The sequence below is a fragment of the Nocardia sp. AB354 genome, from assembly GCF_049538315.1.
In the GTDB taxonomy this organism is placed as follows: domain Bacteria; phylum Actinomycetota; class Actinomycetes; order Mycobacteriales; family Mycobacteriaceae; genus Nocardia; species Nocardia nova.
Window position 1 is genome coordinate 157275 of the sequence record NZ_JBMVFU010000002.1, and the last position, 23831, is coordinate 181105.

The 23831-nt window shown below is 68.6% G+C and carries 20 protein-coding genes and 1 pseudogene; 13 read left to right on the plus strand and 8 right to left on the minus strand.

Features of this window, described 5'->3' with window-relative positions; genetic code table 11:
• Positions 1 to 247: 247 nt before the first annotated feature.
• Entirely contained in the window at positions 248 to 1174 is a 927-nt protein-coding gene (locus ACPCUW_RS03255) for a 4-(cytidine 5'-diphospho)-2-C-methyl-D-erythritol kinase (RefSeq protein WP_030515215.1), read from the plus strand.
• 69 nt (positions 1175 to 1243) lie between these two features.
• Here the strand turns inward: ACPCUW_RS03255 and ACPCUW_RS03260 are convergent, their stop codons facing one another.
• On the minus strand, positions 1244 to 2188 hold the full coding sequence (locus tag ACPCUW_RS03260) for an LLM class flavin-dependent oxidoreductase (RefSeq protein ID WP_423423625.1): 945 nt from the start codon (positions 2186 to 2188) through the stop codon (positions 1244 to 1246).
• A gap of 636 nt (positions 2189 to 2824) precedes the next feature.
• Here ACPCUW_RS03260 and ACPCUW_RS03265 point away from each other — a divergent pair.
• Entirely contained in the window at positions 2825 to 4627 is a 1803-nt protein-coding gene (locus ACPCUW_RS03265; protein ID WP_423423626.1) for an ABC-F family ATP-binding cassette domain-containing protein, read from the plus strand.
• 79 nt (positions 4628 to 4706) lie between these two features.
• Here the strand turns inward: ACPCUW_RS03265 and ACPCUW_RS03270 are convergent, their stop codons facing one another.
• Together ACPCUW_RS03270 and ACPCUW_RS03275 are read right to left on the minus strand one after the other, a co-directional pair.
• Complete coding sequence (locus tag ACPCUW_RS03270; RefSeq protein WP_423423627.1) at positions 4707 to 5645, minus strand: Abi-alpha family protein; 939 nt, start codon at positions 5643 to 5645, stop codon at positions 4707 to 4709.
• Complete coding sequence (locus ACPCUW_RS03275; RefSeq protein WP_082856617.1) at positions 5642 to 6964, minus strand: hypothetical protein; 1323 nt, start codon at positions 6962 to 6964, stop codon at positions 5642 to 5644. The genes ACPCUW_RS03270 and ACPCUW_RS03275 overlap by 4 nt, the downstream gene beginning before the upstream one ends.
• 494 nt (positions 6965 to 7458) lie before the next feature.
• Between ACPCUW_RS03275 and ACPCUW_RS03280 the strand changes: the two genes are divergently transcribed.
• Both ACPCUW_RS03280 and ACPCUW_RS03285 read left to right on the plus strand, forming a co-directional pair.
• Complete coding sequence (locus tag ACPCUW_RS03280; protein WP_030515219.1) at positions 7459 to 8331, plus strand: DUF4393 domain-containing protein; 873 nt, start codon at positions 7459 to 7461, stop codon at positions 8329 to 8331.
• An 89-nt stretch (positions 8332 to 8420) separates the two neighbouring features.
• Positions 8421 to 8981, plus strand: coding sequence for a nuclear transport factor 2 family protein (locus ACPCUW_RS03285; RefSeq protein WP_036524295.1), 561 nt, complete (start codon positions 8421 to 8423; stop codon positions 8979 to 8981).
• Between the two features lie 207 nt (positions 8982 to 9188).
• Here the strand turns inward: ACPCUW_RS03285 and ACPCUW_RS03290 are convergent, their stop codons facing one another.
• Positions 9189 to 10808 carry a peptide chain release factor 3 gene (locus ACPCUW_RS03290; RefSeq protein ID WP_063023561.1) on the minus strand — a complete coding sequence of 540 codons (1620 nt, stop codon included), beginning with the start codon at positions 10806 to 10808 and terminating at the stop codon, positions 9189 to 9191.
• 165 nt (positions 10809 to 10973) lie between these two features.
• Here ACPCUW_RS03290 and ACPCUW_RS03295 point away from each other — a divergent pair.
• The 4 genes and pseudogenes from ACPCUW_RS03295 to ACPCUW_RS03310 form a co-directional block, all read left to right on the plus strand.
• Positions 10974 to 11060, plus strand: a pseudogene (locus tag ACPCUW_RS03295) (1-acyl-sn-glycerol-3-phosphate acyltransferase); the annotation flags it as partial.
• 330 nt (positions 11061 to 11390) lie between these two features.
• Positions 11391 to 11999 (plus strand): 50S ribosomal protein L25/general stress protein Ctc, encoded by a 609-nt coding sequence (locus ACPCUW_RS03300; protein ID WP_063009327.1) that lies wholly within the window; start codon positions 11391 to 11393, stop codon positions 11997 to 11999.
• A 35-nt stretch (positions 12000 to 12034) separates the two neighbouring features.
• Positions 12035 to 12613, plus strand: coding sequence for an aminoacyl-tRNA hydrolase (gene pth / locus ACPCUW_RS03305; protein WP_063009329.1), 579 nt, complete (start codon positions 12035 to 12037; stop codon positions 12611 to 12613).
• Between the two features lie 25 nt (positions 12614 to 12638).
• Positions 12639 to 13745, plus strand: coding sequence for an ADP-ribosylglycohydrolase family protein (locus ACPCUW_RS03310; RefSeq protein ID WP_393525825.1), 1107 nt, complete (start codon positions 12639 to 12641; stop codon positions 13743 to 13745).
• Between the two features lie 3 nt (positions 13746 to 13748).
• Here ACPCUW_RS03310 and ACPCUW_RS03315 read toward each other — a convergent pair whose 3' ends face one another.
• The 3 genes from ACPCUW_RS03315 to ACPCUW_RS03325 all read right to left on the minus strand — a co-directional run bounded on the left by ACPCUW_RS03315 (position 13749) and on the right by ACPCUW_RS03325 (position 17301).
• On the minus strand, positions 13749 to 15395 hold the full coding sequence (locus ACPCUW_RS03315) for a fatty acyl-AMP ligase (protein WP_423423628.1): 1647 nt from the start codon (positions 15393 to 15395) through the stop codon (positions 13749 to 13751).
• A 148-nt stretch (positions 15396 to 15543) separates the two neighbouring features.
• Positions 15544 to 16731, minus strand: a complete 1188-nt coding sequence (locus tag ACPCUW_RS03320) for an aminotransferase class V-fold PLP-dependent enzyme (RefSeq protein WP_423423629.1) — start codon at positions 16729 to 16731, stop codon at positions 15544 to 15546.
• Positions 16732 to 16749: 18 nt separating this feature from the next.
• On the minus strand, positions 16750 to 17301 hold the full coding sequence (locus ACPCUW_RS03325; protein ID WP_030515229.1) for a TetR/AcrR family transcriptional regulator: 552 nt from the start codon (positions 17299 to 17301) through the stop codon (positions 16750 to 16752).
• A gap of 142 nt (positions 17302 to 17443) precedes the next feature.
• Between ACPCUW_RS03325 and ACPCUW_RS03330 the strand changes: the two genes are divergently transcribed.
• The 5 genes from ACPCUW_RS03330 (at position 17444) to egtD (ending at position 23128) form a co-directional block, all read left to right on the plus strand.
• Complete coding sequence (locus ACPCUW_RS03330; RefSeq protein WP_064901797.1) at positions 17444 to 18418, plus strand: zinc-binding dehydrogenase; 975 nt, start codon at positions 17444 to 17446, stop codon at positions 18416 to 18418.
• A 202-nt stretch (positions 18419 to 18620) separates the two neighbouring features.
• Positions 18621 to 19907 (plus strand): ergothioneine biosynthesis glutamate--cysteine ligase EgtA, encoded by a 1287-nt coding sequence (gene egtA, locus ACPCUW_RS03335; protein ID WP_423423630.1) that lies wholly within the window; start codon positions 18621 to 18623, stop codon positions 19905 to 19907.
• 70 nt (positions 19908 to 19977) lie between these two features.
• Positions 19978 to 21315 carry an ergothioneine biosynthesis protein EgtB gene (gene egtB / locus ACPCUW_RS03340; protein WP_423423631.1) on the plus strand — a complete coding sequence of 446 codons (1338 nt, stop codon included), beginning with the start codon at positions 19978 to 19980 and terminating at the stop codon, positions 21313 to 21315.
• The gene (gene egtC / locus ACPCUW_RS03345) at positions 21315 to 22160 is read left to right on the plus strand and encodes an ergothioneine biosynthesis protein EgtC (RefSeq protein WP_423423632.1); all 846 of its coding nucleotides are present in this window, start codon (positions 21315 to 21317) and stop codon (positions 22158 to 22160) included. The genes egtB and egtC overlap by 1 nt, the downstream gene beginning before the upstream one ends.
• On the plus strand, positions 22157 to 23128 hold the full coding sequence (gene egtD / locus ACPCUW_RS03350) for an L-histidine N(alpha)-methyltransferase (RefSeq protein WP_064901795.1): 972 nt from the start codon (positions 22157 to 22159) through the stop codon (positions 23126 to 23128). Before egtC ends, egtD begins: the two co-directional genes overlap by 4 nt.
• Positions 23129 to 23155: 27 nt before the next feature.
• Here the strand turns inward: egtD and ACPCUW_RS03355 are convergent, their stop codons facing one another.
• On the minus strand, positions 23156 to 23791 hold the full coding sequence (locus tag ACPCUW_RS03355; RefSeq protein ID WP_423423633.1) for a DUF2461 domain-containing protein: 636 nt from the start codon (positions 23789 to 23791) through the stop codon (positions 23156 to 23158).
• Positions 23792 to 23831 lie beyond the last annotated feature (40 nt).

A 23831-nucleotide genomic window follows, 5' to 3' on the forward strand; every position in this document is an offset into this window, starting at 1 on the left:
ATCCCCTGACATCACTGAACATACCCCCCATGGGTACCTGGCGCAAGGGGGGCGACGGGGAATTTCGCCCGCGGTGGCGCGCATCTCCGGCGACACCCGTCTGCGCAGGTAATCGGCCTGGCGTCGGCCGGCAATTCGGCGTCGGCTGCCTGGCGCGGCGGCCGGTGTCCGGCGAGTCCCCAGCTGCGGGAGCCCCGCGTCGCGCGGCAAACCGACCGTTTGCCGCGCGGACGGATAACCTAGCCCCGTGCTGTCTGTAGTACCCAGTTCCGTGGTCGTCCGCGCCCCCTCCAAGGTGAACCTTCATCTAGGGGTCGATGACCTGCGTAGCGACGGATACCACGAACTGACCACGGTCTTCCAGGCGCTGTCGCTGGCCGACGATGTGCGGATCGCTCCGGCCGGATCGCTGGCCGTGACCGTGCACGGGGAGGGCGCCGCCCAGGTGCCCACCGATCGCACGAACCTGGTGTGGCAGGCCGCCGTCCGGCTCGGACATCTGGCCGGCCGCGCTCCGCTGGTGGAGATCGAGATCGAGAAGGGTATCCCGGTGGCCGGGGGGATGGCCGGCGGCAGCGCGGATGCCGCCGCGACGCTGGTGGGGCTCAACGAATTGTGGGGGCTGGAGATGTCGCGCGACCAGTTGGCCGAGGTCGCGGCCGAACTCGGCAGCGATGTGCCCTTCGCGCTGCACGGCGGCACCGCACTGGGCCGCGGCCGTGGCGAGAAACTGCTTCCGGTGTTGTCGCGCAACACTTTCCACTGGGTGCTGGCATTGGCGAAGGAGGGGCTGTCGACGCCGAAGGTGTTCGGCGAACTGGACCGGTTGCGCGAGAACGGCGATCCGCCGCGCCTCGGCGACCCGCAGGAATTGCTGCAGGCGTTGGCCTCCGGCGACCCCACCCAGCTCGCGCCCCTGCTCGGCAACGATCTGCAGGCCGCCGCCCTGTCGCTGAATCCGGCCCTGCGCCGCACCCTGCGTGCCGGCGTCGAGGCGGGCGCCCTCGCCGGAATCGTCTCCGGTTCGGGGCCCACCTGTGCCTTCCTGTGCGGTAGTGAGGACGATGCGGTCGAGGTTTCGGCCGAACTCTCGGGTGCCGGGGTGTGCCGCAGCGTCCGCACCGCGACCGGTCCGGTGCCCGGTGCGCGTGTGCTGGCCGACGGGCGTCACTGACCGGACGTGACGAGCCGGCGCCGATCGTCGCGTGCGGGTCGGCGCCGGCCGGTAGCTACGTACGACCGTTCAGCTGAGAGTGTCGGCGAGGCGGTCGACCTGTTCCGGGTCTCGCCCGTAGCAGTAGAAGATCACTTCGTCGGCGCCCAGATCGGCGAATTGCTTTGTGACCGTGCGGATCTGCTCCGGTGTGGTGAGCATGCCCTCGACCATGTTCGCGCCGTAGTCGCTGAAGGCGTAGTACGCCGACATGGCGGCGTGGGCGTCGTCGATGATGTGCCGCGGACCCAGGGCCACGTTGACCTGCGCGACGATGCGCGGTGAACCCGGGCGATCGTAGTCGCGCCAGAACCGCCGCACGGTGTCGAACAGGCCCGGCGCCCACGAGGGTGCGGCCGCGGCGAGGAATCCGCCGCCGCAGCGTGCGACGCGTTCCAGCGCGGCGGGCTGGAATCCGCCGAACAGCAGTTCCGGACCGCCGGAGGTGTGCGGCAGCGGGCCGATCACGGCGCAATTCTCGCTGTAGGGTTCACCGGACCAGAGCCGGCGCATCGTCGCGATCTGCTCGTCCAATCGCTTTCCGCGCGTGCGCAATTGCGTCCCGGACGCTTCATGGTCGTCGGCGCGGCCGCCGACACCGAGCCCCAGGGTGAATCGGCCGCCCGAGAGCCGGTCGAGGGTGGCGACCTGTTTCGCGAGCAGCGCGGTCTCCCGCAGTGGCGCGAGGAGCACTTCGGTCTGCAATCGGATCCGCTGCGTCGCACCGGCCAGATGCGCAAGTGTCACAAGGGGTTCCGGATTGTCGTAGACCAGTCGATCGAGCAGTCCGAGGGTGGAGAACGGGCCCGATTCGGCCCGCTCGGCCCATGCGACGAGTGACTGTGGGGCGGCGATCGGCAGCCCGATGCCGACCTTCACGCCGTGGGCTGTGCGCAGTGCGTCCGGCTGCCCGGAACTGTCGCCTGCACGGTCGCCGGGTGACGAGGTGGCGATGGCGGATGACGAGTCGGTCATGAGAATCCTCCGAATGTGGGGTCGACAAATCAGCGCCGCCCACTCCGCGCCCTCACGAGGCGGGGCTCCCGCACTACGGCCATACTTCTGGAGAGCCCATTTGGATTGCCCGCAGAGTACCTATGCCTCAACCTTTTTCGCAACCGCGATCCATGTGCAGCCACGCGGTACCACTGCGGTTCGGTCCGTCGCAGAGGAGGGAAACGGCCGCACTGGGGTGGCAGCGGGTGAACGCGAAACCGAGATCTGCGTGCATGTGGTGACCGCGCCGCCGCCCGCGTGCGTGGCCCCGAGCTGGGCGTACGCGTGCGGCTGGAGGATCGGTCTGCGTGTGGCTCCGAGATCCGCGTGCCGGTGTAGCCGGAGATCGACCCGTGCATGCGGTCCGGCGAGCTTCCTGGAACGCACAACCGGTGGTCGCCGTCGGGGCGGCGTGATTCGGGGGGGGGGGGAGCGGGCTCGGGCCCGGTTCACCCGCGCCGGAAGTGCGCACCCTCGTGCCGTAATCTTCACGGGTGAAGCCGACGGGCGTGGTCCCGCCGCTGCGGGAGCGCAGCCGGCGCGCGCGACGCGGCCGGATCCGCCGAGCTCGTGGCACACCCGGAGGCCCCGCCATACTCGGAGAGGACTGACCCCTTGGCGAATCTGATCAATCTGGAGCAGGTCCACAAGAGCTTCGGAATCACCCCGCTGCTGGACAACGTGTCCCTCGGCGTGCAGGAGGGTGAGCGGATCGGGGTCGTCGGTCTCAACGGCGGGGGTAAGACCACACTGCTCGAGGTGCTGACCGGGCTCGAGCAGCCCGACAGCGGGCGGGTGAGCCGGATCAATGGCCTGCGCATGGCGGTCGTGACCCAGCGCGGTGTGCTGCCGGAAGGGGCCACCGTCGGCGAGGTGGTGCTGGCCGGGCTCGCCGAGGACGCGCGCACGGACGGCGTCGCCGAACACGAGTGGGCCGCCAATCCGCGCATCCGCAGCGTGCTCGACGGTATCGGCATCGCGGATCTGGGCATGGACACCTCGGTCGCGAACCTGTCCGGTGGCGAGCGCCGTCGTGTGGCGCTGGCCGCCGCGCTGGTGCGCGAACTGGATCTGCTGGTCCTCGACGAGCCCACCAACCACCTCGACGTCGAGGGTGTGCAGTGGCTGGCCGAACATCTGCTGGCGCGCCGCAGCGCACTCGTGGTGGTCACCCACGATCGCTGGTTCCTCGACACCGTCGCCACCCGCACCTGGGAAGTGGTGGGCGGCAAGGTCGAAAGCTATGAGGGCGGCTACAACGACTGGATCTTCGCCCGCGCCGAGCGGGCCCGCCAGGCCGATGCCACCGAGGCGCGCCGCCGTAATCTGGCCCGCAAGGAATTGGCCTGGCTGCGTCGCGGACCGCAGGCACGTACCTCGAAGCCGCGCTACCGGGTCGAGGCCGCCGAGGCCCTGATCGCCGATGTGCCGCCGCCGCGCGACACCGTGCAGCTGGCCTCCTTCGCACGGAAACGCCTGGGCCGCGTGGTGATCGAACTCGAGGACGCCACCCTCACCACCCCCGACGGCCGCGAATTGGTGCGCGATCTGACCTGGCGGTTGGCGCCGGGAGAGCGGGTCGGCCTGGTCGGGGTGAACGGATCGGGCAAGACCACCCTGTTGCGCGCTCTCGCCGGTGACGCGGAACCGGCGGCCGGTAAGCGGATTCAGGGCCAGACCGTCCGGATCGGCTGGCTGCGGCAGGAACTCGACGATCTACCCACCGATATGAGGGTGCTGCAAGCGGTGTCCGATGTCGCCGAGCGAACCTGGCTGGGAGACAAGGAGATCAGCGCCGGGCAGCTCGCCGAACGGCTCGGATTCACACCGGCCAAACAGCGCACTCCGGTCGGTGACCTGTCCGGCGGTGAGCGCCGCCGCCTGCAACTGACCCGCATCCTGATGAGTGAGCCGAACGTCCTGCTGCTCGACGAGCCCACCAACGACCTCGACATCGACACCCTGCAGCAACTCGAGGACCTGCTCGACGGCTGGCCCGGCACCCTGGTCGTGATCAGCCACGACCGGTATCTGATCGAGCGCATCAGCGACTCCACCTGGGCGCTGTTCGGCGACGGCAAGCTCACCAATCTGCCCGGCGGTATCGAGGAGTACCTGCGTCGCCGCGCGGCCCTCGCCGACATCGCACGCCGCCCCTCCGGAACCTCCGCGCCGACCGAAACTTCCGCTCCCGCAACCGATTCCGCCGCCTACCGCGCCGCGCGCAAGGAGTTCGGCCGGCTGGAGCGGACCCTGGAGAAACTCGGCGAGCGGGAGGAACGCCTGCACACCGCACTGGCCGAAGCCGCCACCGATCCGGAGAAGCTGGTGAGCCTCGGCGCGGAACTGAAGCAGGTGCAGGCCGAGAAGGAATCAACCGAGATGCGCTGGTTGGAACTCGCCGAAGAGGTGGGGTAGGCCGGAGGCGCCTGCGCCCGTGCAGCCGGAACCGGTTCGTCGTAAGGCGGCCGGATCGAGCGGCCACGGCGTGGCAACCTCAGAGCGCGTGGCCCAGTGGCGGCACCGGCAGGCACGCACAGGTGAAATCAGTGCCGAACGAGGTGAGCGCGATGCTGCGGTAGGCGACCTTGGTGCCGAATCCGCGCTTGAGCAACCGCCGCACCTCGGGCTGTGATTCGAGCAGCTGATAGCGGGCCGGGTTGTCCAGCTGATCGCCGTCGACGGTGATGAGGCCGAGGCGGCGCAGATTGGTCAGATAGGTGATCGCCCGGTCGGGGAAGCGCAGCGCCGCGGTCTCGCCGATCAGCGACATGCCGACCTCGATGCGCTGGGTGCCCGAACTCAACGGCCGCCCGGTGCGGATGTCGAGCGCCGGCTGCGGCCCGTCGAGGTACAGGAAGCGCAGGATCCGGGCCTCGTCGGGAGCCAGTTCGGCGAGGATGCGCGCGAAGGCCGGATGGTCGCTGTCCTCGCAGTGCACATCGGCCGAGCGGCGCAGCAGTTCGGCGCCGCGATCGCGCAGGCTCGGCGCCGAGCCGGTGGGGGCGCCCGCGGGTGCGGCATCGATACCGAGCGCCCGCCGCACCGAGTCGCGAACCTGCTCGCCGGCCTCGGAGAGCACATGCCGCGGCGGCTGCCCGGACATGCTGCCGCGCACCACCGTGGCCGTCACCCCCACTGCGGTGCCCAGGCCCCAGGCCGCGGCCTCGGTCACCGCGGAGAGCGCCACCCGCACCACACCGGTCGTGGTGCGCACGGGACCCGCCCAGCCCGGGCGGGCATCCTCGGACAGCATCAATTCGGCCGACCGGCGCGCGACGAGGTCGGTGGAGCGTGCGTCCGGGTCGGGGAAGACCGTCTCGATTTCGGTCGCACCGGTACCGGCCGCCGCGTCGGCGCCGGATTCGGCCACCACCTCGGCGTATTCGATCGAAAACTCGGCGCCGTCACCGGTTTCCGGCGCGGATCCGCTCACAGCCATACGTTCGCTACTTCCGTTCCGAAGATCAGAAGATGAGCGTAACCGGCGATGAGCCCCAGCACACCGCCATGGACGAACAAAAGCCACTCGTCCTGTTTGATCGCCGCGCGCAGCATGTCGACGAAGTCCGGCGGTTTCAGCGCCGCCATCTGCTTGGCGATGTACTGGCTGACCTGCCGGCTCTGCTGGGCGTTGAATCCGGGATCGGCGAAGGCGGCCGGTGCCAGCGATTTGGCCTCGTCGGTGAAGCGGTTCTGCAGGGTCGCGTAGTCGCGACTGCCGATCACGAACTTCAGCGCCCCCCGCATCGGCCCGAGCGCGCGGTCGGTGGCCGGGCGCAGGGTGTCCTCGAGAACCTGCATGGTGCGGTCCGAGCGCGGGCCGTTCAGCAGTTCGTCACCGACATTGGCGATCGTGATGATCTGGGTGGCCACCAATTCGGCATAGCCCTCGGTGATTTCGGGCTGCCGCTTGATCAGCAGACCCTGCCGCCACGGGCACCACCACTTCGGATAGGCGGGTTCGAAGATCATGTTGAGCCCGATCCAGTTGACCACCCAGCCGATGATCACACCGCCGACCGGCAGCACCACCAGCGGCGACCAATGCGTCAGATGCAGCACCGCGACGAGCACCAGACCCATCGGCGCGCCGAAATAGAAGCCGAAGTTCTGCATGAACCGCAACTCCTTGGCACCCAGCACCTGAAATACGGTGTTGAGCAACTGCGGCCGCGATTGGAAATATCGGATCACCATCTGTTTGACATCGAGCAGTTGTTCGATGTTCGACCCGAGTTCGTCGGTCAGTTCCTTGAGGATATCCGGAAGTTGTTCCCGGACCCGCTCGTGTACCAACTCCCGGACCTGCGCGGGCAGGTTGTACCAGAGCTGCGGATGTTCCCGGCGGGCAATCTCCTCGACGATGTCGCGGATCTGCGACTGCGCCATATCGGTCAGATGCGCGGCCAGTTCATCGGGCTCCAGTTCGCGATAGAAGTCGGCGACGCTGCCGAGTTTCGAGAGCCCTTTGTCGACCGCGATCGAGGCCATCTTGTCCGCGCGCGAGGGCACGATTCCCTGCCAGCCCATGCGGCCGTCGTACTGCAGCAGCGGCAGCACCTGAATGCGCTTGGGAAGATAGGGGAACAACCATTTCAGACCCGGTACCCGAAACCCGTGAAAGCGTAGCGGCTTGAACAGCATCAGGATGCCGGTCCAGTTGGTGATATAGCCGATGACACCCGTGAAGAGGGGGATCGTGATCAGTTCCAGCAAAATCGTCGGGTGAAAACCCAGCAAACTATCCAGCACGACACCCTCCTGCCGACCCCTTACCGGTGACCGCCGTCACACCGGCACTACAACGTACCCCGTCGGCCAGGCGAACCTTACTGTGAATTCCGGAAACGGGTCCAATTGCGACCGGAGCGACGCGGCCGGAGGCGGCAGCGAGCGTAACCACGGAGGTCGCCGTGGAGGTCGCCATGCAATTCCGCGGCTGTAGCGACGCGGCCGGAGGCGGCAGCCTGCGTAACCACGGAGGCCGCCGCGGAAGTCGCCATCCAATTCGGGTTGGAAGCCGCTACACGGTAGCGTATCGGCGGAGACTTCGATCACATCGTGCGATCGGAATGTCGCACCGGACAGCGGCAGCCGCAAGAATGACCGGAACCACATTCATGCCGCTATCGCTGTGCGGGTGTCGGCGCTCATGGCCGAGAGCCGCCGAACATGGCCGGTGGCCTTCGGGGTGCGGTAAGAATATGTGAGCGGATTCGTTCACCTGGCGATATTCGGAGAATGACGTGACAGACGACAGGACCGGACAGGATGTGGTCCGACCCGGTTCCCGCGCTGTGGAACGCAGCTCGGACGTGGAGAAGCGGCAGATCAGCAACGAAGCCCGCATGATCCGCGGCGTCTTCCGGGCTGCCGGCCTGGCAGCCGGGACCGCGGTCCGCGGCGGCCAGTGGGCCGTCGGCACCGGTCTCGAGGTCACCAAGCAGATCGCCCAGGCCGCGCTGGACGGCGAATCCTCCACCGAGATCGCCGAACGCACCGGAGCCGCACTGCAGTCCGTCGCCCGCAGCGTCCTCGGCGTCACCGAGGGTTCGGTGCGCGAGATCGTCAGCTACGTCCCCACCAACGGCCAGGCGCCCGGCCCGTCGACCGGCGGGCTGGTCCGGTCCTCGACCCTGGTCGATCTGCGCCGCCGCGGCGACAATCTGCTCGCGCGCTCGGCCGATGTGTACTTCACCGAGGAAGTCCATCCGGCCTACGACCGCATTCTCGATCAGCTGTCCTCGGACGAGGCGCGGATTCTGCGGTTCATGGCCATCAACGGCCCGCAGCCCTCGGTCGACGTGCGCACCAACCGGCCGCTGGGGATCGGTTCCGAGCTGGTCGCGGGAGATCTGACCTCGGTGCCGGAGCAGGCCGGCGTGCGGTATCCGGACCGGTCGCGGCTGTATTTGATCAACCTGAACCGGCTCGGTCTGCTGACCACTTCCGACGATCCGGTGGTGTTGAGCCGTTATATGGTGCTCGAGGTCCAGCCGATCGTGGAATCGGCGCTCAAGCAGGCCGGCCGGGTGCCCAAGATTGTGCGAAAGAGCTTGCGCCTCACCGAATTCGGCGAGGACTTCTGCAAGACCTGCTTCACCATCAACGGGTCCTGACCCGCGGCCGCCGGTCAACGCTGTGTAGCGATACGATACAGATTTTCCGATCTGCGCAGATTCGCCGGATCCGGTGGGATTGTTGAGGTATGGATTCCGATGCCGTCTCCGCGATCAGCCGGCTGAAGTTCCGGTACCTGAGAGCACTCGACACCAAATCGTGGGAAGACTTCGCCGACACGATGATCCCGGAGGCGACGGCGACCTACAGCGAGTACCTGCAGTTCGAGTCGCGTGATGCGTTCCTGGCGTTCATGCGCAATACCCTCGGGCCCCACGTCATCACCGAACATCGGTGCGACCATCCCGAGATCGATATCGACGGCGATTCGGCGACCGGCACCTGGTACCTGGCCGACACCGTGCTCATTCCCGGTCACAACATGCTGCTGCGCGGGGCGGCGTTCTACAACGACCGGTATGTGCGCTGCGACGACGGCCAGTGGCGTATCGCCCACACCGGATACGAGCGGACCTACGAGGTGGTGCTGTCGCTGTCGGACCTGCCGAGTCTGCGCCTGACCGCCAGCCGGTGGGGCGTGATCACCGGTGAACCGGGTTCGGTGCCCGATATACCGGCCGTGGTGTCGAATATCGAGGACACTCCGGGCGGGTCGGTCGAGGAAGAACCGGACGAGGCGATCGGCTGAATTTTCGGCGTCGGCTTCGCCGACGCGGGTTTTCGGCCCCCTGGGCCTCGATTTTTCCCTCCTCCGCTCAGTCGCTGCGCTCCCTCGCTCCGTCGGTCCACAATCGAGGCGGGCCGAAAACCGCCAAGGTCTACGATGCGCAATGGTGAACCGGTACCGGTTGGTCGGCGATCTGGCGGGTGGGTCCTGCGTGGTCCGGCCACGCAGTCAGTCTGCCGTCGCGACGAGGGGTTCCAGCGTCAGCTCAGGCATTTCCTTCTCGATGTACTGCAGCCGCCACTTGTCGCTGAACAGGGCCAGGATCACGCCGTCGGTGCGGGTGAAGACCTCGACGCCGCGCTGGCGGTCCAGCTCCGGCGAGGAGGCGGCGTCGGTGCGCCGGGCCAGCTGATAGGGCAGGAAGTCCAGCTGCGTTTCGACGTTGAATTCGGCCTGCATGCGGGCGGTGACCACCTCGAACTGCATCGGGCCGACCGCCGCCAGCACCGGAGAGGCGTCGCCGCGCAGATCGTTGCGCAGCACCTGCACCACGCCCTCGGAGTCGAGCTGATCGATGGCCTTGCGGAACTGCTTGTACTTGCCCGCGCTACGCGCGCGCAGGGTGGCGAAATGTTCCGGCGCGAAGGACGGAATCGGCGGGAACTCCACCTTCTTGTCCACGAACAGCGTGTGCCCGGGGGCGAGGGCGGTCGCGTTGACCAGACCGACCACATCGCCGGGGTAGGCGGTGTCGACGGTGGCGCGTTCGCGGCCGAAGACGGTGAGCGCGTATTTGGTCGCGAACGGGCGTCCGGTCTGGGCGTGTGTGACGACCATGCCGCGCTCGAATTCTCCGGAGACGATGCGCATGAACGCTAGCCGGTCGCGATGCGCGGCGTCCATACCGGCCTGCACCTTGAAGACGACCGCGCTGAACGGGTCGGCCGGCTGTCGCGGTGCGCCGTCGACGTCGGCGCGCGGGCCGGGCGGCGGGGCCAGCGCCACCAGGGTGTCGAGCAGTTGGCGCACGCCGAAGTTCAGCATTGCCGAGGCGTAGATGACCGGTGAGGTCTGCCCGGCGAGGAACAGTTCCTGATCGTGGTCCTGGCCGGTGGCCGAGAGCAGTTCGCTCTCCTCGGCCGCGGTCTCCCACGGTTCGCCCTCGCGAGCGGCGGCCTGCTCGGGCGAATACGACTCCTCCGGCGCGATGGTCGCGCCACCCGCGGTGCGGGTGAAGTGGATGTATTCGGTGGCGGCGCCCTCGGGACCGCGGCGCAGCAGGCCGCGGAAATCACCCGCGATGCCGACCGGCAGGAACAGCGGCGTGGGGGTCAGGCCGATTCGCTCGCTGATCTCGTCGAGCAGTTCCAGCGGCGCCCGTCCCGGGCGGTCCCACTTGTTGATCACGGTGATCACCGGGATGCCGCGGTGGCGGCAGACCTGGAACAGTTTGAGGGTCTGCGGCTCCAGGCCCTTGGCGGCATCGATGAGCATGACCGCGGCGTCGACGGCCGTCAGCACCCGGTAGGTGTCCTCGGAGAAATCGGAGTGGCCGGGCGTGTCGACCAGATTGATCACGCACTCGCCGTACTCGAACTGCAGCGCCGTCGAGCTGACGGAAATACCGCGCGCCTTCTCCATTTCCATCCAGTCGGAAACGGTGGATTTCCGCCCGGATTTCCCGTGGATGGCGCCGGCCTCGGAAATCATCTTCGCGTGCAGGGCCAGGGCCTCGGTGAGCGTCGATTTACCCGCGTCCGGATGGGAGATCACCGCGAAGGTGCGCCGCCGTTCCGCCTCCTGCGCCACCCGCCCGGATGTGGTCGTGCTGGCTGAGGGGGAATTCACCGATCGGCTCCTCTTCGCGGGACAGGGCAAAGCATCAGAATACGGGAACGGGCCCGTCCGGCCGGCGCCGGGCGGCGAGTGCTGTGGGGAAAGCCGCCGGTCAGGGCCGGTGTGCTGGGCATCCGATGGCGCGGCGGTCGAGATGCTGGAATCCGGCGGGGTGGGGGCATTCATCCGGAAGGGACCCGCTCGCCGGACGGCCGGGTCTATCGCGGCCGCACCGGGGTGATCCGGGTGGCGATGCGTTCCGGCCGCCGCTACGTGGATTGCCATGCCGCGCACTTCCGCGCCGAATCCGCCTGAACCGGCCGGGGCCGACCGATGGACCGGTGTCCGTTCGGCGTGCAATACCGCATCGGGGTGCGGCGCGGAAGCGGTTTCCGCTACATGCTATTGTTCTCAGGTTGTCTCGGCGAGGGTGTCGCACCCAGTGCACACCGTGATCGACGCGGCTCGGCTTCCGGCCGTTGTCGTGCGGTCATCGCCCGACGAGCAGACCCTTTCGCCAGGGCCGTCCGAATCAGGACAGTACCTGGCCAGCACACCGTCCGCCCCGGAAAGCCGTAGGAGAGTATTTCAGTCATGTCCGACGTCAGCGTCCTCGCAGCTCAGACCCGCACCGAATTCGGCAAGGGCGCCGCGCGCCGCACCCGTCGCGACGGCAACGTTCCCGCCGTCCTGTACGGCCACGGTGAGGCGCCGAAGCACCTGGCGGTCAACGCCCAGGCCTTCGCCGCGATCCTGCGCGAGCACGGCACCAACGCCGTGCTGGAGCTGGAGATCGACGGCAAGAAGGAGGTGGCGATGACCAAGTCGGTGGTCGTGCACCCCATCCGCCGCTACATCGAGCACGCCGACCTGCTGATCGTCAAGCGCGGCGAGAAGGTCGTCGTCGACGTGCCGGTCGTCCTCACCGGCGATGCCGCCGCGGGAACCCTGGTCACCCAGGAGGCCACCGTGCTGTCGGTCGAGGCCGAGGCCATGAAGCTGCCCGAGTCCATCGAAATCTCGATCGAGGGCGTCGAGGCCGGCACCCAGATCACCGCCGGCGAGATCGAACTGCCGAAGGGCACCACCCTGGCCGGTGACCCGGAGGCCCTGATCGTCAACATCATCGTCGCTCCGGCCGCCGAGGCCGTCGAGGGCGAAGGTGCGGGCGAGGCCGAGGGTGAGGCCGAGAGCGCCGAATAATTCGGTCGCTCAACGGATTTCGATGACGGAATCTGATGACGGAATCTACTGCCCCCGCGCTCGTGGTGGGCTTGGGTAATCCCGGGCCCGAATACGAGCGCACCAGGCACAATGCCGGTTTCCTGGTCGCCGATGTGCTCGCCGAGCGCATCGGCGGCCGGTTCACCGTGCACAAGAAGTCGGGCGCCGATCTGCTCGAGGCCCGGCTCGACGGGCGCAAGATACTGCTGGCCAAGCCGCGTACCTACATGAATTTGTCCGGCCGCCCCGTCGCGGCGCTGGCCCGGTTCTTCTCGGTTCCGCCCACCGAGGTCATCGTCGTGCACGACGAACTGGATCTGCCCTTCGGCAGCATCCGGCTCAAACGCGGCGGCGGCGAAGGCGGTCACAACGGCCTGCGTTCGATCTCGAATGCCCTGTCCACCAAGGACTATCTGCGGGTCCGGTTCGGTGTGGGCCGCCCGCCCGGCCGGCAGGATCCGGCCGATTTCGTACTCAAACCGTTCTCCGCGCCCGAGCGCAAAGAGGTTCCGGTACTGGTCGAACAGACCGCCGACGCGGTGGAGTTGCTGTTGCGGGTGGGGCTGGAAACCGCCCAGAACCAACTGCATTGAGTGATCTCTGCGAAGATCGGTGGCCGTGCAGGACTACACGACGATTTTCGATCGGTATCGGGGCACGCTACTGGGCGGGGCGGTCGGTGATGCGCTGGGCTGGCCGATCGAATTCCTGAAGCTGGAACAGATCCGGGATCGGTTCGGTCCCGACGGGCTCACCGGATTCGCCCCGGCGGCAGACGAATCCGCGCCCCGGCAGATCACCGACGACACCCAGATGACGCTGTTCACCGCCGAGGGGCTGTTGCGGTGCGCGCCGGGCGCGGATCCGGCGCCCGCCCTGCGTGGCGCCTATCTGCGCTGGCTGCGGACCCAACGCGAACACGCGCCCGACGCACGCCCCGACGGCTGGCTGGCGAGTCTGCCGTATCTGTACGCGGTGCGCGCACCGGGCAACGCGTGTATGGGCGGGCTGAATCGGCAGGCGCGGAGCTATCGCGAACCCCATCCCTTCGGCGTCCCGGGTCCGGTGAACGAGGACTCCAAGGGTTGCGGGACGGTCATGCGGTCCGCCCCGTTCGGATTGGCCGCCCTCGGACCCGAGGCCGCCTTCCAGGCGTCGGCGCGGTGTGCCCAGCTCACCCACGGCCATCCCACCGGATATCTGGCCGCCGGCGCCTTCGCCGCGCTGATCGACCGGCTCGTCGACGGCGCCGATCTGCGAACCGCGGTGCAGGACACCACGAGCCAGGTCGAGGCGGTCGCCGGTGGTGCGGAAACCGCCGCCGCCCTGCGCAAGGCCGTGGCCACCGCGGACGCGGGAGCCGCCACCTCCGAAGGGGTCGAACAGGTCGGGGCGGGCTGGGTAGCCGAGGAATGCCTGGCCATCGGGGTCTACTGCGCGTTGGACGCCGAGCGGACGGGGGACCTGCGCCGCGCATTCCTGTTGTCGGTCAACCACTCCGGCGATTCCGACTCCACCGGTTCCGTGGCCGGCAACATCCTCGGCGCCCGTCACGGCCTCGACGCGCTACCGCTGGATTGGTGCGGTGCGGTCGAGGGCCGCGACGATCTGGCCCGCGTCGCCGACGATCTGGTCGCCGCCTTCGTGTACCGCGACCGGACCCCGCTCGGCGACCGCTATCCGCTGGATGCCTCGGAAGATCCGGTACCGCAGCAACTCTCGTGACGATCAGTTCAGGTGCGCCGCGGTGGCCGAGCGGCGCAGCTTCCCCGAGGACGTCTTCGGCAGCGCTCCCGGGCCCAGCACGGTGACGCTGCGCGGGCGGGCGCCGACCGCGCTGAAGACCTCGTGCACGACCTCGTGCTCGATCCGGCGCACCACCTCGGGATCCTGGAAGTCGTTGCTCTCCACCACGACCGCGAAACTCTCGCGCTTCTGCCCGGCGTCCAGGCGCACCGCGACCGCGTTGCCCGGCCGCACGCCGGCGACGCGCAGCGCGGCGCGTTCGATATCGGTCGGGAAGATGTTGCGCCCGCCCATGATGATCACGTCCTTGATCCGGCCGCAGACCACCACCGAACCGTCCTCGGTTACATAGCCGATATCGCCGGTGTCGAGCCAGCCCTCGGCGTCGCGCGCGGGCCGGAAACCCTCGACGGTCACATAGCCCGCGGTGACCGCGGGTCCACGCACCTCGAGCACACCCACGGTTCGGGTCGGCAACGGCCGGTGCTCGTCGTCGACCACCCGGATCTCCAGATTGTCCACCGGCCGGCCGAGCAGAGGCAGGCGGCGCAGATTGCCGTGGTGGGCCGGGGCATCCGTCACCGGAATCGCCTTGCCGAGCGCTTCGAGCAGATCCGCGTCGACGAGGTCGACGACCTGCCCGACGCCCGGATCCGGAATCGACACCGCCAGTGTGGTTTCGGCCATGCCGTACACCGGCGTGAGCGCGGACGCGCTGAGCCCGAAGCGTTTCCCGGCTGCGGCCAGGGCCTCCATGGTGTCGGGATCGACCGGTTCGGCGCCGTTCCACATGTACCGCACACTGCTCAGATCCACGCTGCCGTCCTCGGCGCGCGCCAAGCGGCGGGTCAGCAGCGAGTAGGCGAAGTTGGGTGCGGCGGTGACCGTTCCGCGGTATTTCGAGATCAGTTCGGCCCACAGGATCGGCCGTCGCAGGAAGTCCATCGGCGTCACACAGACCACCTCGGCGCCCAATTGCATCGGCACGCTGAGGAATCCGACCATGCCCATATCGTGGAACAGCGGCAGCCAGCTGACCATCACGTCCTGATCGAGCTGGAACTTGACCCGGTCGAACATGGCGTAGGCGTTGACATAGAAGTTCTCGTGCGTGATCCGCACCGCCTTCGGCGATCCGGTGGAACCGGATGTCAACTGCTGCAGGGCGATATCGGATTCCTCGGTCGGCACCGGATCGGTATCGGATCCGGTGGCCAGGTCGTCGGTCAGGACCACGCTGATACCGCGTTCGGCCAGCAGCGGCGCCGCCACCTCGAACGGCGCGCCCAGCAGCACCGCGCGGGCGTCGATCATCCGCAGCACCGTCTCGGTGTCGCGGGCCCACAGTTGCAGATCCGTGCGCGGCGTCGGCTGATGCAGCATGGTGATCGACGCCCCGCGCATCCAGATCGCCTGGCACGCCGGCGCGATATCGGCGGGCATACCCGCCAGCACGCCGACGGCGTCGCCGTGCTCGATCCCGGCCGCCGCGAGCCCGCCCGCCATCCGTCGCGCGAGGCGGTGGATCTCGTCCCACCCCCGGCGTAGCGGCGCCTCCGGCTCCCCGGTGATCAGCCCCCGGCGGGAACGTTGTGCGGTCGCGAACATTTCCTCGGTGAACCGGCTCACCCTCGAACTCCCGTCTCCACCCGACCGGCGGTCGGCACATCTGCACTATCTCGGTGCGCGGGCGCGGCGTTAGCCGGCGCCGGAGCGTGATCGTTTCAGCGTCGCACTACGAATAACACGATGAAAATCGGAACTCGGTTCGGCCGCCTCAGCCCGCGAGGCGGTCGACGGCCTCGAGGAAGCGATCGAGCTCCTCGACGGTGACGAAGCAATGCGGCGAGGCACGCACGACGGACTCGAGCCGCCGCGCGGACATGTCGAGCAGCGTCGAGCTACGGTAGCTGACCGTCACCGTGATGTCTGCGGCACGCAGGCTCTCGCGCACCTCGTTCGGATCGACACCGTCGACGGTGAACGAGACGATGCCGGAATGTTCGGTTCCCAGGTCCCGCACCGTGACTCCCCGGATCGACGGCAGATTCTCGCGCAGATGCCGCGCCTTGGCGGCCACGTCGGCGAAGACGTTCTCCGGCCCCAGATCCAGCAGATACCGCACCGCCGCGCCGAGGCCCAGTCGCGCCGCCACGTCGCATTCCCAGAATTCGAAGCGGCTCGCGTCGGGAGCCACGCGGTACTCCTGGGGTCCGGTCCACGCGGCGCTGTGCAGATCGAGGCGGCTGGGTTCGAGTTCGCGGCAGGCGTCGGGGTGGACGTAGAGGAAGCCGGTGCCGCGCGGGCCGCGCAACCACTTGCGGCCGGTGGCCGACATCGCGTCGACGCCCAGCTCCGCGACATCGATATCGATCTGACCTGCGGATTGGCAGGCGTCCAGCAGTACCAGCGCACCGACGCGATGGGCGATGCGGGTGGCCTCGGCAACCGGGTTGACCAGGCCGCCGTTGGTGGGAGCGTGCAGTAGCGACACGATCTTCACGCGGTCGTCGAGCATGGCGTCGAGGGCCACCAGGTCGATCTGCCCGGTGTCGTCGCTGGGAATCGTCTCGACGGTCGCCCCCGCCGCCCGCGCCCGCTGCAGGGCCGCGATCACATTGCTGGCGTAGTCCGAACCCGAGACCAGAATGCGATCGTCCGTCCGCAGCGGTACGGCGTAGAAGAAATCCGACCAGGAACGCGAGGCACTGTCGCTCAGGGCGATCGCCGCGGCGTCGGTGTTGATCAACGACGCGATCGCGGTCTTGACCGCCGCCAGATCGTCGAGCCGTTCCGAGGCGGCGCGATATCCGCCGATCTCGGCCTCCCGCCGCAGATGCGCGACGACGGTATCGACGACGACGCGCGGGGGTAGTGAGGACCCCGCGCTGTCGAGGAAGACCGGCGGCGGTCCGGCGGTGTCGTAGGCGGGGATATCGGCGCGCAGGCGGTCGCTATCGAGCACCCTGTCGACGGTAGGCCATCACCAACCACCGCCGCCGGACGCCGTCCCGAGAACGGCCCGGATCAGCCGCGCGGACTCGGCGGCCATCTGTTCCGGCGGACACGGCCGGCCGTTGTCGAGCCACCACACGATCGACTGGACGAACATCGCCCCGACGATGCCGGGCACGAAATCGGTCGCGGACTGTCCCGGGAGATGTGCACTGGACATGGCCGCGAGGGTGGTGCGCATGCGGTCGGTGAACCACGGACTTCCCTTGCGGCCCAGCAATGCCGCGTACAGGCGGTGATAGCGGTCGATATGGGCGAAGAAGCCGGCCCAGCGCTGTTCGGGCGAGCGCTCGGCGTCCGGATCGCCGGCGGTCATCTCCGTCATCGCCTCGTCGAAGATCTGCTCGACGAGTTCGTATTTGTCGCGATAGTTGCGGTAGAACGCGGCCCTGCTGACCATCGCCCGCGTGGTGAGTTCCCCGACCGTGATCCGGTCGAAGCCCCGCTCTTCGATCGCCTCGATCAACGCCTGCCGCAGCAGGGTGCGAGTGCGGACGACGCGCACGTTCTGCTGAGACATTTTCGGCTCCTTGTCTGTTTCGGGACAGATCCGCCGAGATGAATCTTGTCGTGGCACAGGAAGTTTCGGAAGCTGGACAGTGCGTTCGGAACGAGACAGATTGTCTCGCGGAAACCTTACCTGCGAAACGAGAGAAGATGCCATGCGTGCTGTACGGGTGACGGAGTTCGGCGATCCCGAGGTGCTGGTTCCGGCGGAAGTCGCGGAACCGGAACCCGCCGCCGGGCAGGTCCTGGTGGAGGTCGAGCGGGCCGGTGTGGCCTTCGGCGACGTGATCGTGCGATCCGGCCGGTATCCGCTACCGCTGCCGTGGATCCCCGGGCTGGAGGTCGGCGGGCGGGTCGTCGGCCTCGGTGCCGGCGTCGATCCGGCGCTGCTCGGCCGGGCGGTGGTGGCGACGACGGTCGGCCAGGCCGGTGGATACGCCGAACTGGCCCTGGCCCCGGCGGCATATACCTTCCCGGTACCGGACGGTCTGCATCCGGAGGTCGCGCTCACCGTGTTCCAATCCGGCGCGGTGGCGCGCGGTCTGCTCGCGGCGATGGCGGTGCGGCCCGCGGAGACGGTGCTGGTCACCGCGGCCGCGGGCCGGATCGGTTCGATGCTGGTGCAGACCGCGAAGGCCGCGGGCGCGCGGGTGATCGGCGTGTCGAGTGCGGCGAAGACGGCCGCCGTCGCGGAATTCGGTGCCGATCACGCCCTGGATTACGGGTCCGGGGACTGGGCCGAGCGGGTGCGCGCGCTCACCGGCGGCCGGGGCGTGGACGTCGTGCTCGACGCGGTCGGCGGCGCGGTCGCCGCGCAGGCCCTCGCGGCGGCCGCCGACGGTGCGGGCCGGATCGGCCTGTACGGCTTCGCCTCCGGCGACTGGGCGGCCCTCGACGCCCTCGGCGTGGCTCGGCGGGGACTGACGGTGACCGGTGCGCTCGGCGTCGTCATCCGCAAGTCCGATGCCGAACAGCGGGCGGACGCCGAGCAGGCCCTCGCCGCGGCGGTGCGCGGTGAACTGGTGCCCCGGATCCACGCCCGGCTGCCGCTCGCGGCGGCCGCGGCCGCCCATCGGGAAGTGGAACAGCGGCGTTCGGTGGGGGCGGTGGTGCTGGTGGTACGGCCGTGACCGGCATGTTCACCATTTCGACGGATTTTGTGTCGGTGCGCGCGGCTACCCTGGTTCGAGCGACGGAAGAACCGGGCGCGGTCTCTCGTTGCACTGCTACACGCAATACCGGCACTCGGTCGATGCGGCACTGTCGCCGGCATGGGCTCAGGGTGAGCGGAACGCGGTGGGTGATCCCCCGCAGGCTCGAGCGGAGGTTGGCATGGCGGTAACGGTGGACAAGGCGCCGGCCGGGTTGGGTGCCGGTTTGTCTTCGCGCGCCGCGGCGGAGGCATATGTGGGAGGTGTCTGTTTCAAACAGGGCCCACCGGCGTTGATCGGTGCCGAACTGGAGTGGCTCACCGCTCGCGGGGAGCTGTCGGCGCCGGATTCGCGTCCGCGCTTGTCGATGCTCGCGGATGCGCTGGGTCCTTATGCCCCGCAGTCTATTTCGCCCGATTCGCCCGCCAAAGTACTTCCCGGTGGCAGCCGGATCACCATCGAACCCGGTGGTCAGATCGAACTGTCCAGCGCCCCCTTCGCCGATGCCGCGCAACTCTGCGCCCGGCTGCTCGAGGATTCTCGCTTTCTCTCCGGTCTCCTCGAAACCCGATCCATCCGAACGTATTCCGCCGCCGCCGATGCCGGCCGGCGGGCCCGCCGGGTGCTTCGCCTACCGCGTTATCGCGCGATGGAACGGGCCTTCGCGGGGGTGGGCCCGTACGGCAAGCTGATGATGTGCAATACCGCCGCCACGCAGGTCAGCGTGGACGCGGGTGCCGATCCCGCGGAGATCGCGGCTCGCTGGAACGCGCTGTACGCGGTCGGCCCGGCCCTGGTGGCGGCGTTCGCCTGTTCGCCGAGTCTGCACGGGGCTCCCACCGGCGCCTGGGCGTCGCAGCGGATGCGCACCTGGTTGCGGCTCGATCACACCCGCACCCGGCCGCCGGTGCGGAGCTGGGCCGATCCGCTCACCGAGTACGGCCGCTGGGCGCTGGATACCCCGTTGCTCTGCGTGCGGCGTGGCCCGGCCGAGGCGGATTGGACGGCGCCGCCGGGCGCGACCTTCGCCGATTGGCTGTGTGGTGCGCTCGACGACGAGATCGGCCGCCGCCCGGAGGTCGAGGATCTCGACTACCACCTGACCACGGTCTTTCCCCCGGTGCGGGCGGCCGGACATCTCGAGGTCCGCTATCTGGACGCACAGCCGGGTGATCAGTGGTCGGTGCCGATCCACGTCGTGGACGCGCTGATGTCGGCGCCGGCGGTCGTCGCGGAGGCCACCGCGCTGGCCGAGCCGGTCGCCGACGAATGGGCCTCGGCCGCCCGCTGCGGCCTGGCCGATCCCGAGATCCGTTCCGTCGCAGTCGAATTGCTGACTCTCGCCGCCGAACACGCCCGCAGCGACGAGGCGGCCGAGCAGGTGTGGGCCGCGGTGCGGCGATGTCGCCGCGGGCGCATTCCGGACGGGGAGGTCGCCCGCTGCGCACCCGCCGAGACGGCCGAATGAGTACGACCGGCGGCGCGCACCTCGCTGCGGTGCGACGAGGCCGCCGGGCACGACCCTTGGGAGAGCACTGATGACCGTTCACATCGGAACCGATCACGCCGCGGCCGAGCGATTACGCACACAGATCGCGGAGGTCCTGACCCGCGCCCGCGCCCGCACGACGGTGCTGACCGAGGCGGTCGACGAGGCCGAGCTGGTTGCCCAGCATTCGCCGCTGATGAGCCCGCTGGTGTGGGATCTGGCGCATATCGGCAACCAGGAGGAACTGTGGCTGGTCCGCGATGTCGGCGGGCGTGAGCCGGTGCGGGCCGATATCGACCACCTCTACGACGCCTTCCGGCATGCCCGGGCCGACCGTCCGGCGCTGCCGCTGCTGGATCCGGTGCAGGCACGCGGGTACGTGCGCACCGTGCGCGACAAGGTGCTCGATGTCCTGAATTCCAGTCCGCTGCGGGGAAACCGTCTGGTGGACAGGGGTTTCGCCTTCGGCATGATCGCCCAGCACGAGCAACAGCACGACGAGACCATGCTGGCCACCCATCAGCTGCGCGCGGGCGTCGCGGTGCTGACAGCCGCGCCCGCACCGGCCGCGCGCGTCGCGGTCGGCGACGAAGTCGTCGTTCCCGCAGGCGAATTCACCATGGGCACCTCGTCTGACTCGTGGGCACTCGACAACGAGCGCCCCGAACATCGCGTCCAGCTGCCCGGCTTCGCGATCGACGCGGCGCCGGTGACGAATGCGCAGTATCTGGCGTTCATCGACGACGGCGGCTATCACCGGCCCGAGCTGTGGTCGGAGCGTGGCTGGGCCCATCGTGTGGACGCCGATCTGGAAGCACCCCAGTTCTGGGAGCGAGACAGCGACAACCGCTGGTGGCGACGGGTTTTCGGCACCCTGGCGCCGGTGCGCCCGCAGCAGCCGGTGGTGCATGTGTGCTGGTTCGAGGCCGAGGCCTACGCCAACTGGGCCGGGAAGCGTTTGCCCACCGAGGCCGAATGGGAGAAGGCCGCGCGGTTCGATCCGGCCACCGGGCGGTCGCGGCGATATCCGTGGGGCGACGCCGAACCCGACGAGACCACCGCCAATCTGGGGCAGCGCCATCTGGAACCGGCCGATGTCGGCGCGTACCCGGCCGGTGCGTCACCGTCCGGGGTGCATCAGTTGATCGGCGACGTCTGGGAATGGACCGCATCGGGTTTCGAGCCGTATCCCGGATTCGCCGCGTTCCCGTACCGCGAATACTCCGAGGTGTTCTTCGGCGGTGACTACCGCGTCCTGCGCGGCGGATCCTTCGGCACCGACCCGGTCGCCTGCCGCAGCACCTTCCGCAACTGGGACCACCCGATCCGCCGTCAGATCTTCTCCGGCTTCCGCCTCGCCCGCGACCTGCGACCGGACGAGCGCTGATGTGCCGACATCTCGGCTATCTGGGACCGCCGGCTCCGGTCGGTGAACTGCTCACCCGTGGCACGCATTCGCTGCGCACCCAGTCGTGGGCGCCCGACGATATGCGCCACGGGGGAACCGTCAACGCCGACGGTTTCGGAGTCGCGTGGTGGACCGGGGCAGGAACCGCGAGCCGCTATCGCAACCCCGCGCCGATCTGGACCGACCCCGCGGTCGAAGAGGTGCTGCCGCAGCTGTCCTCGCCCGCGGTGCTGGCCGCGGTGCGTTCGGCCACGGTCGGTATGCCGGTGGAGCGAACGGCCTGTGCTCCGTTCACCGACGGCGGATGGGCGTTCAGCCACAACGGCGTGATCCAGAACTGGCGCACGGTATTGCCCGCGGTGGCAACGCGGTTCGGGTCGCCGGATCTGCTGGATGCCGAATCCGCGACCGATTCGGCCGCGCTCTGGGTGGTGCTGCGTGCCGCGTTGAACGGAATCGGCGCGATGTCTTCGACCTTCGCAGGCCGCAGCGAGTCCGACGCCCGGCTCCGGGCGGTCGCCGCCGCGGTGTCGGCGACGGTTCGCGCCGTACTGGCGCAGGCGCCGAGTGCCCGGCTGAACCTGTTGCTCGGGGACGGCGAAACATTCTGGGCCACAACCGTTCACCATTCGCTGTCGGTGCTCGTCGCCGACGATTTCGCGGTGGTGTCCTCCGAACCGTACGACGACGACCCGCGCTGGCAGGCGATTACCGACCGGCAGCTGCTGACGGTGCGGCCCGGCCTTCTCGTGGTCGAGCCGCTGGACGCGGCACAACCTGTTCTCTCCGCAGGACCTGATGAATCCGAAAGGGCCCGTACATGATCGAACCGACGCTGGACATCCACCTCACCGACGACGATCTCGACGCAGCCCTGCGATCGGACGCTCGGATCGGACTCACCGCGAATCCGAAAACGCTGCCGCCGAAGTGGTTCTACGACGCGCGCGGCAGCGAACTGTTCGAAGCGATCACCGAACTGCCGGAGTACTACCCGACTCGCACGGAGCGCGCGTTACTGGAGCGGGTGGTCGGCGAGATCGCGCGCACCGCTCAGGCCGAGGTACTGGTGGAGCTGGGCGCAGGCTCGGCCGCCAAGACGCGTCTGCTGCTCTCGGCGCTGTTGTCCGAGGGGCCGCTGAAGACCTATGTGCCGCAGGATGTGTCGGTGTCGGCGCTGCGCGGTGCCGCCGAGCAGATCAGCACCGAATTCCCGAATCTCGCGGTGCACGGGGTGGTCAGCGATTTCACCCGAACCCTGCACAATCTCCCGCGCGGCGGTCGCCGCATGATCGCCTTCCTGGGCGGCACCATCGGCAATCTGGTCCCGCAGGAGCGGGCCGAATTCCTGGCCGGCATTCAGCAGGTGCTCGAGCCGGGTGAGCAACTGCTGCTGGGGGCCGGACTGGTCACCGATCCGGCCGTGCTGGTGCCCGCCTACGACGACGCCGCGGGAGTGACGGCCGAATTCAACCGAAACGTCCTGCACGTGTTGAACTCTCGCTTGCATGCCGACTTCGACCCGGACGCCTTCGCCCATATCGCCCACTGGGACGCGGAGAACGAATGGATCGAGATGCGGTTGGCGGCAACCCGGGATATGAGGGTCACGGTCGCCGACCTCGACCTGGTCGTGGACTTCGCCCAGGGTGAGCAGATGCGCACCGAGATCTCGGCCAAGTTCCGCGTCGACGGACTCGGCCGGGAACTGGACAGCGCCGGATTCGCCACCGAACAGGTGTGGACCGATCCGGACGACCGCTTCGCCCTGGTCCTCGCCGAACGACGCTGATCGCCCGGCGCGGGTTCTGCGCCGAGGTCAGTTGCCGATGACCGCGGCCAGCCACTCGACGGCCGGCCGCAGGTCTTCCCAGGCGGCTCGGACTTCGGTCGCGGCGCGCGGTGTTTCCAGCCAGGGCGGTGCGCCGAAGTCCTTGTGGATCACGAGAGATTTGTGGCGCAGCAGGTCGATGCGCGGATGGTCGGCGGGGAAACCCTTGGGACGGGTCTTCAGTTGCTCCCCGCCGATCACATAGCCGACTGCCGCCAAACCGTCCAGCAGCGCCTGCAATTCGTAGCCGCGCACCTCGTCGTCGATGGTGGTGCGCAGCCGCGCGAGCTGCTCGGGCGTGGGCGCGTACACCCCGCCGGCCACATACAGCCCGGGCGCGCCGATCTGGACGTACCACCCCGCTCCGGGGGCGGTACGGACCACCGCGCCCTGATGGTCCTTGTAGGGCGCCTTGTTCCTGGAGAACCGCACGTCGCGATACGGCCGGAAGATCTTCGCCGGTCCGAAGTCGTTCTCCAGTTCCGTGGTGAGCGCGATCATCGGCGCCCGCACGGACTGTTCGTAGACGTGTTTGTTGGCGGTCCAGAAAGCCTTCGAGTTGTCGGCTTCCAAATCCTCGTAGAAGTCGAGCCCGGCGAACGGGAACCCTGCGAATCCGCTCATACCGCCAACTTAGCGACCGCCGCGGACATGTTCCGCGGCG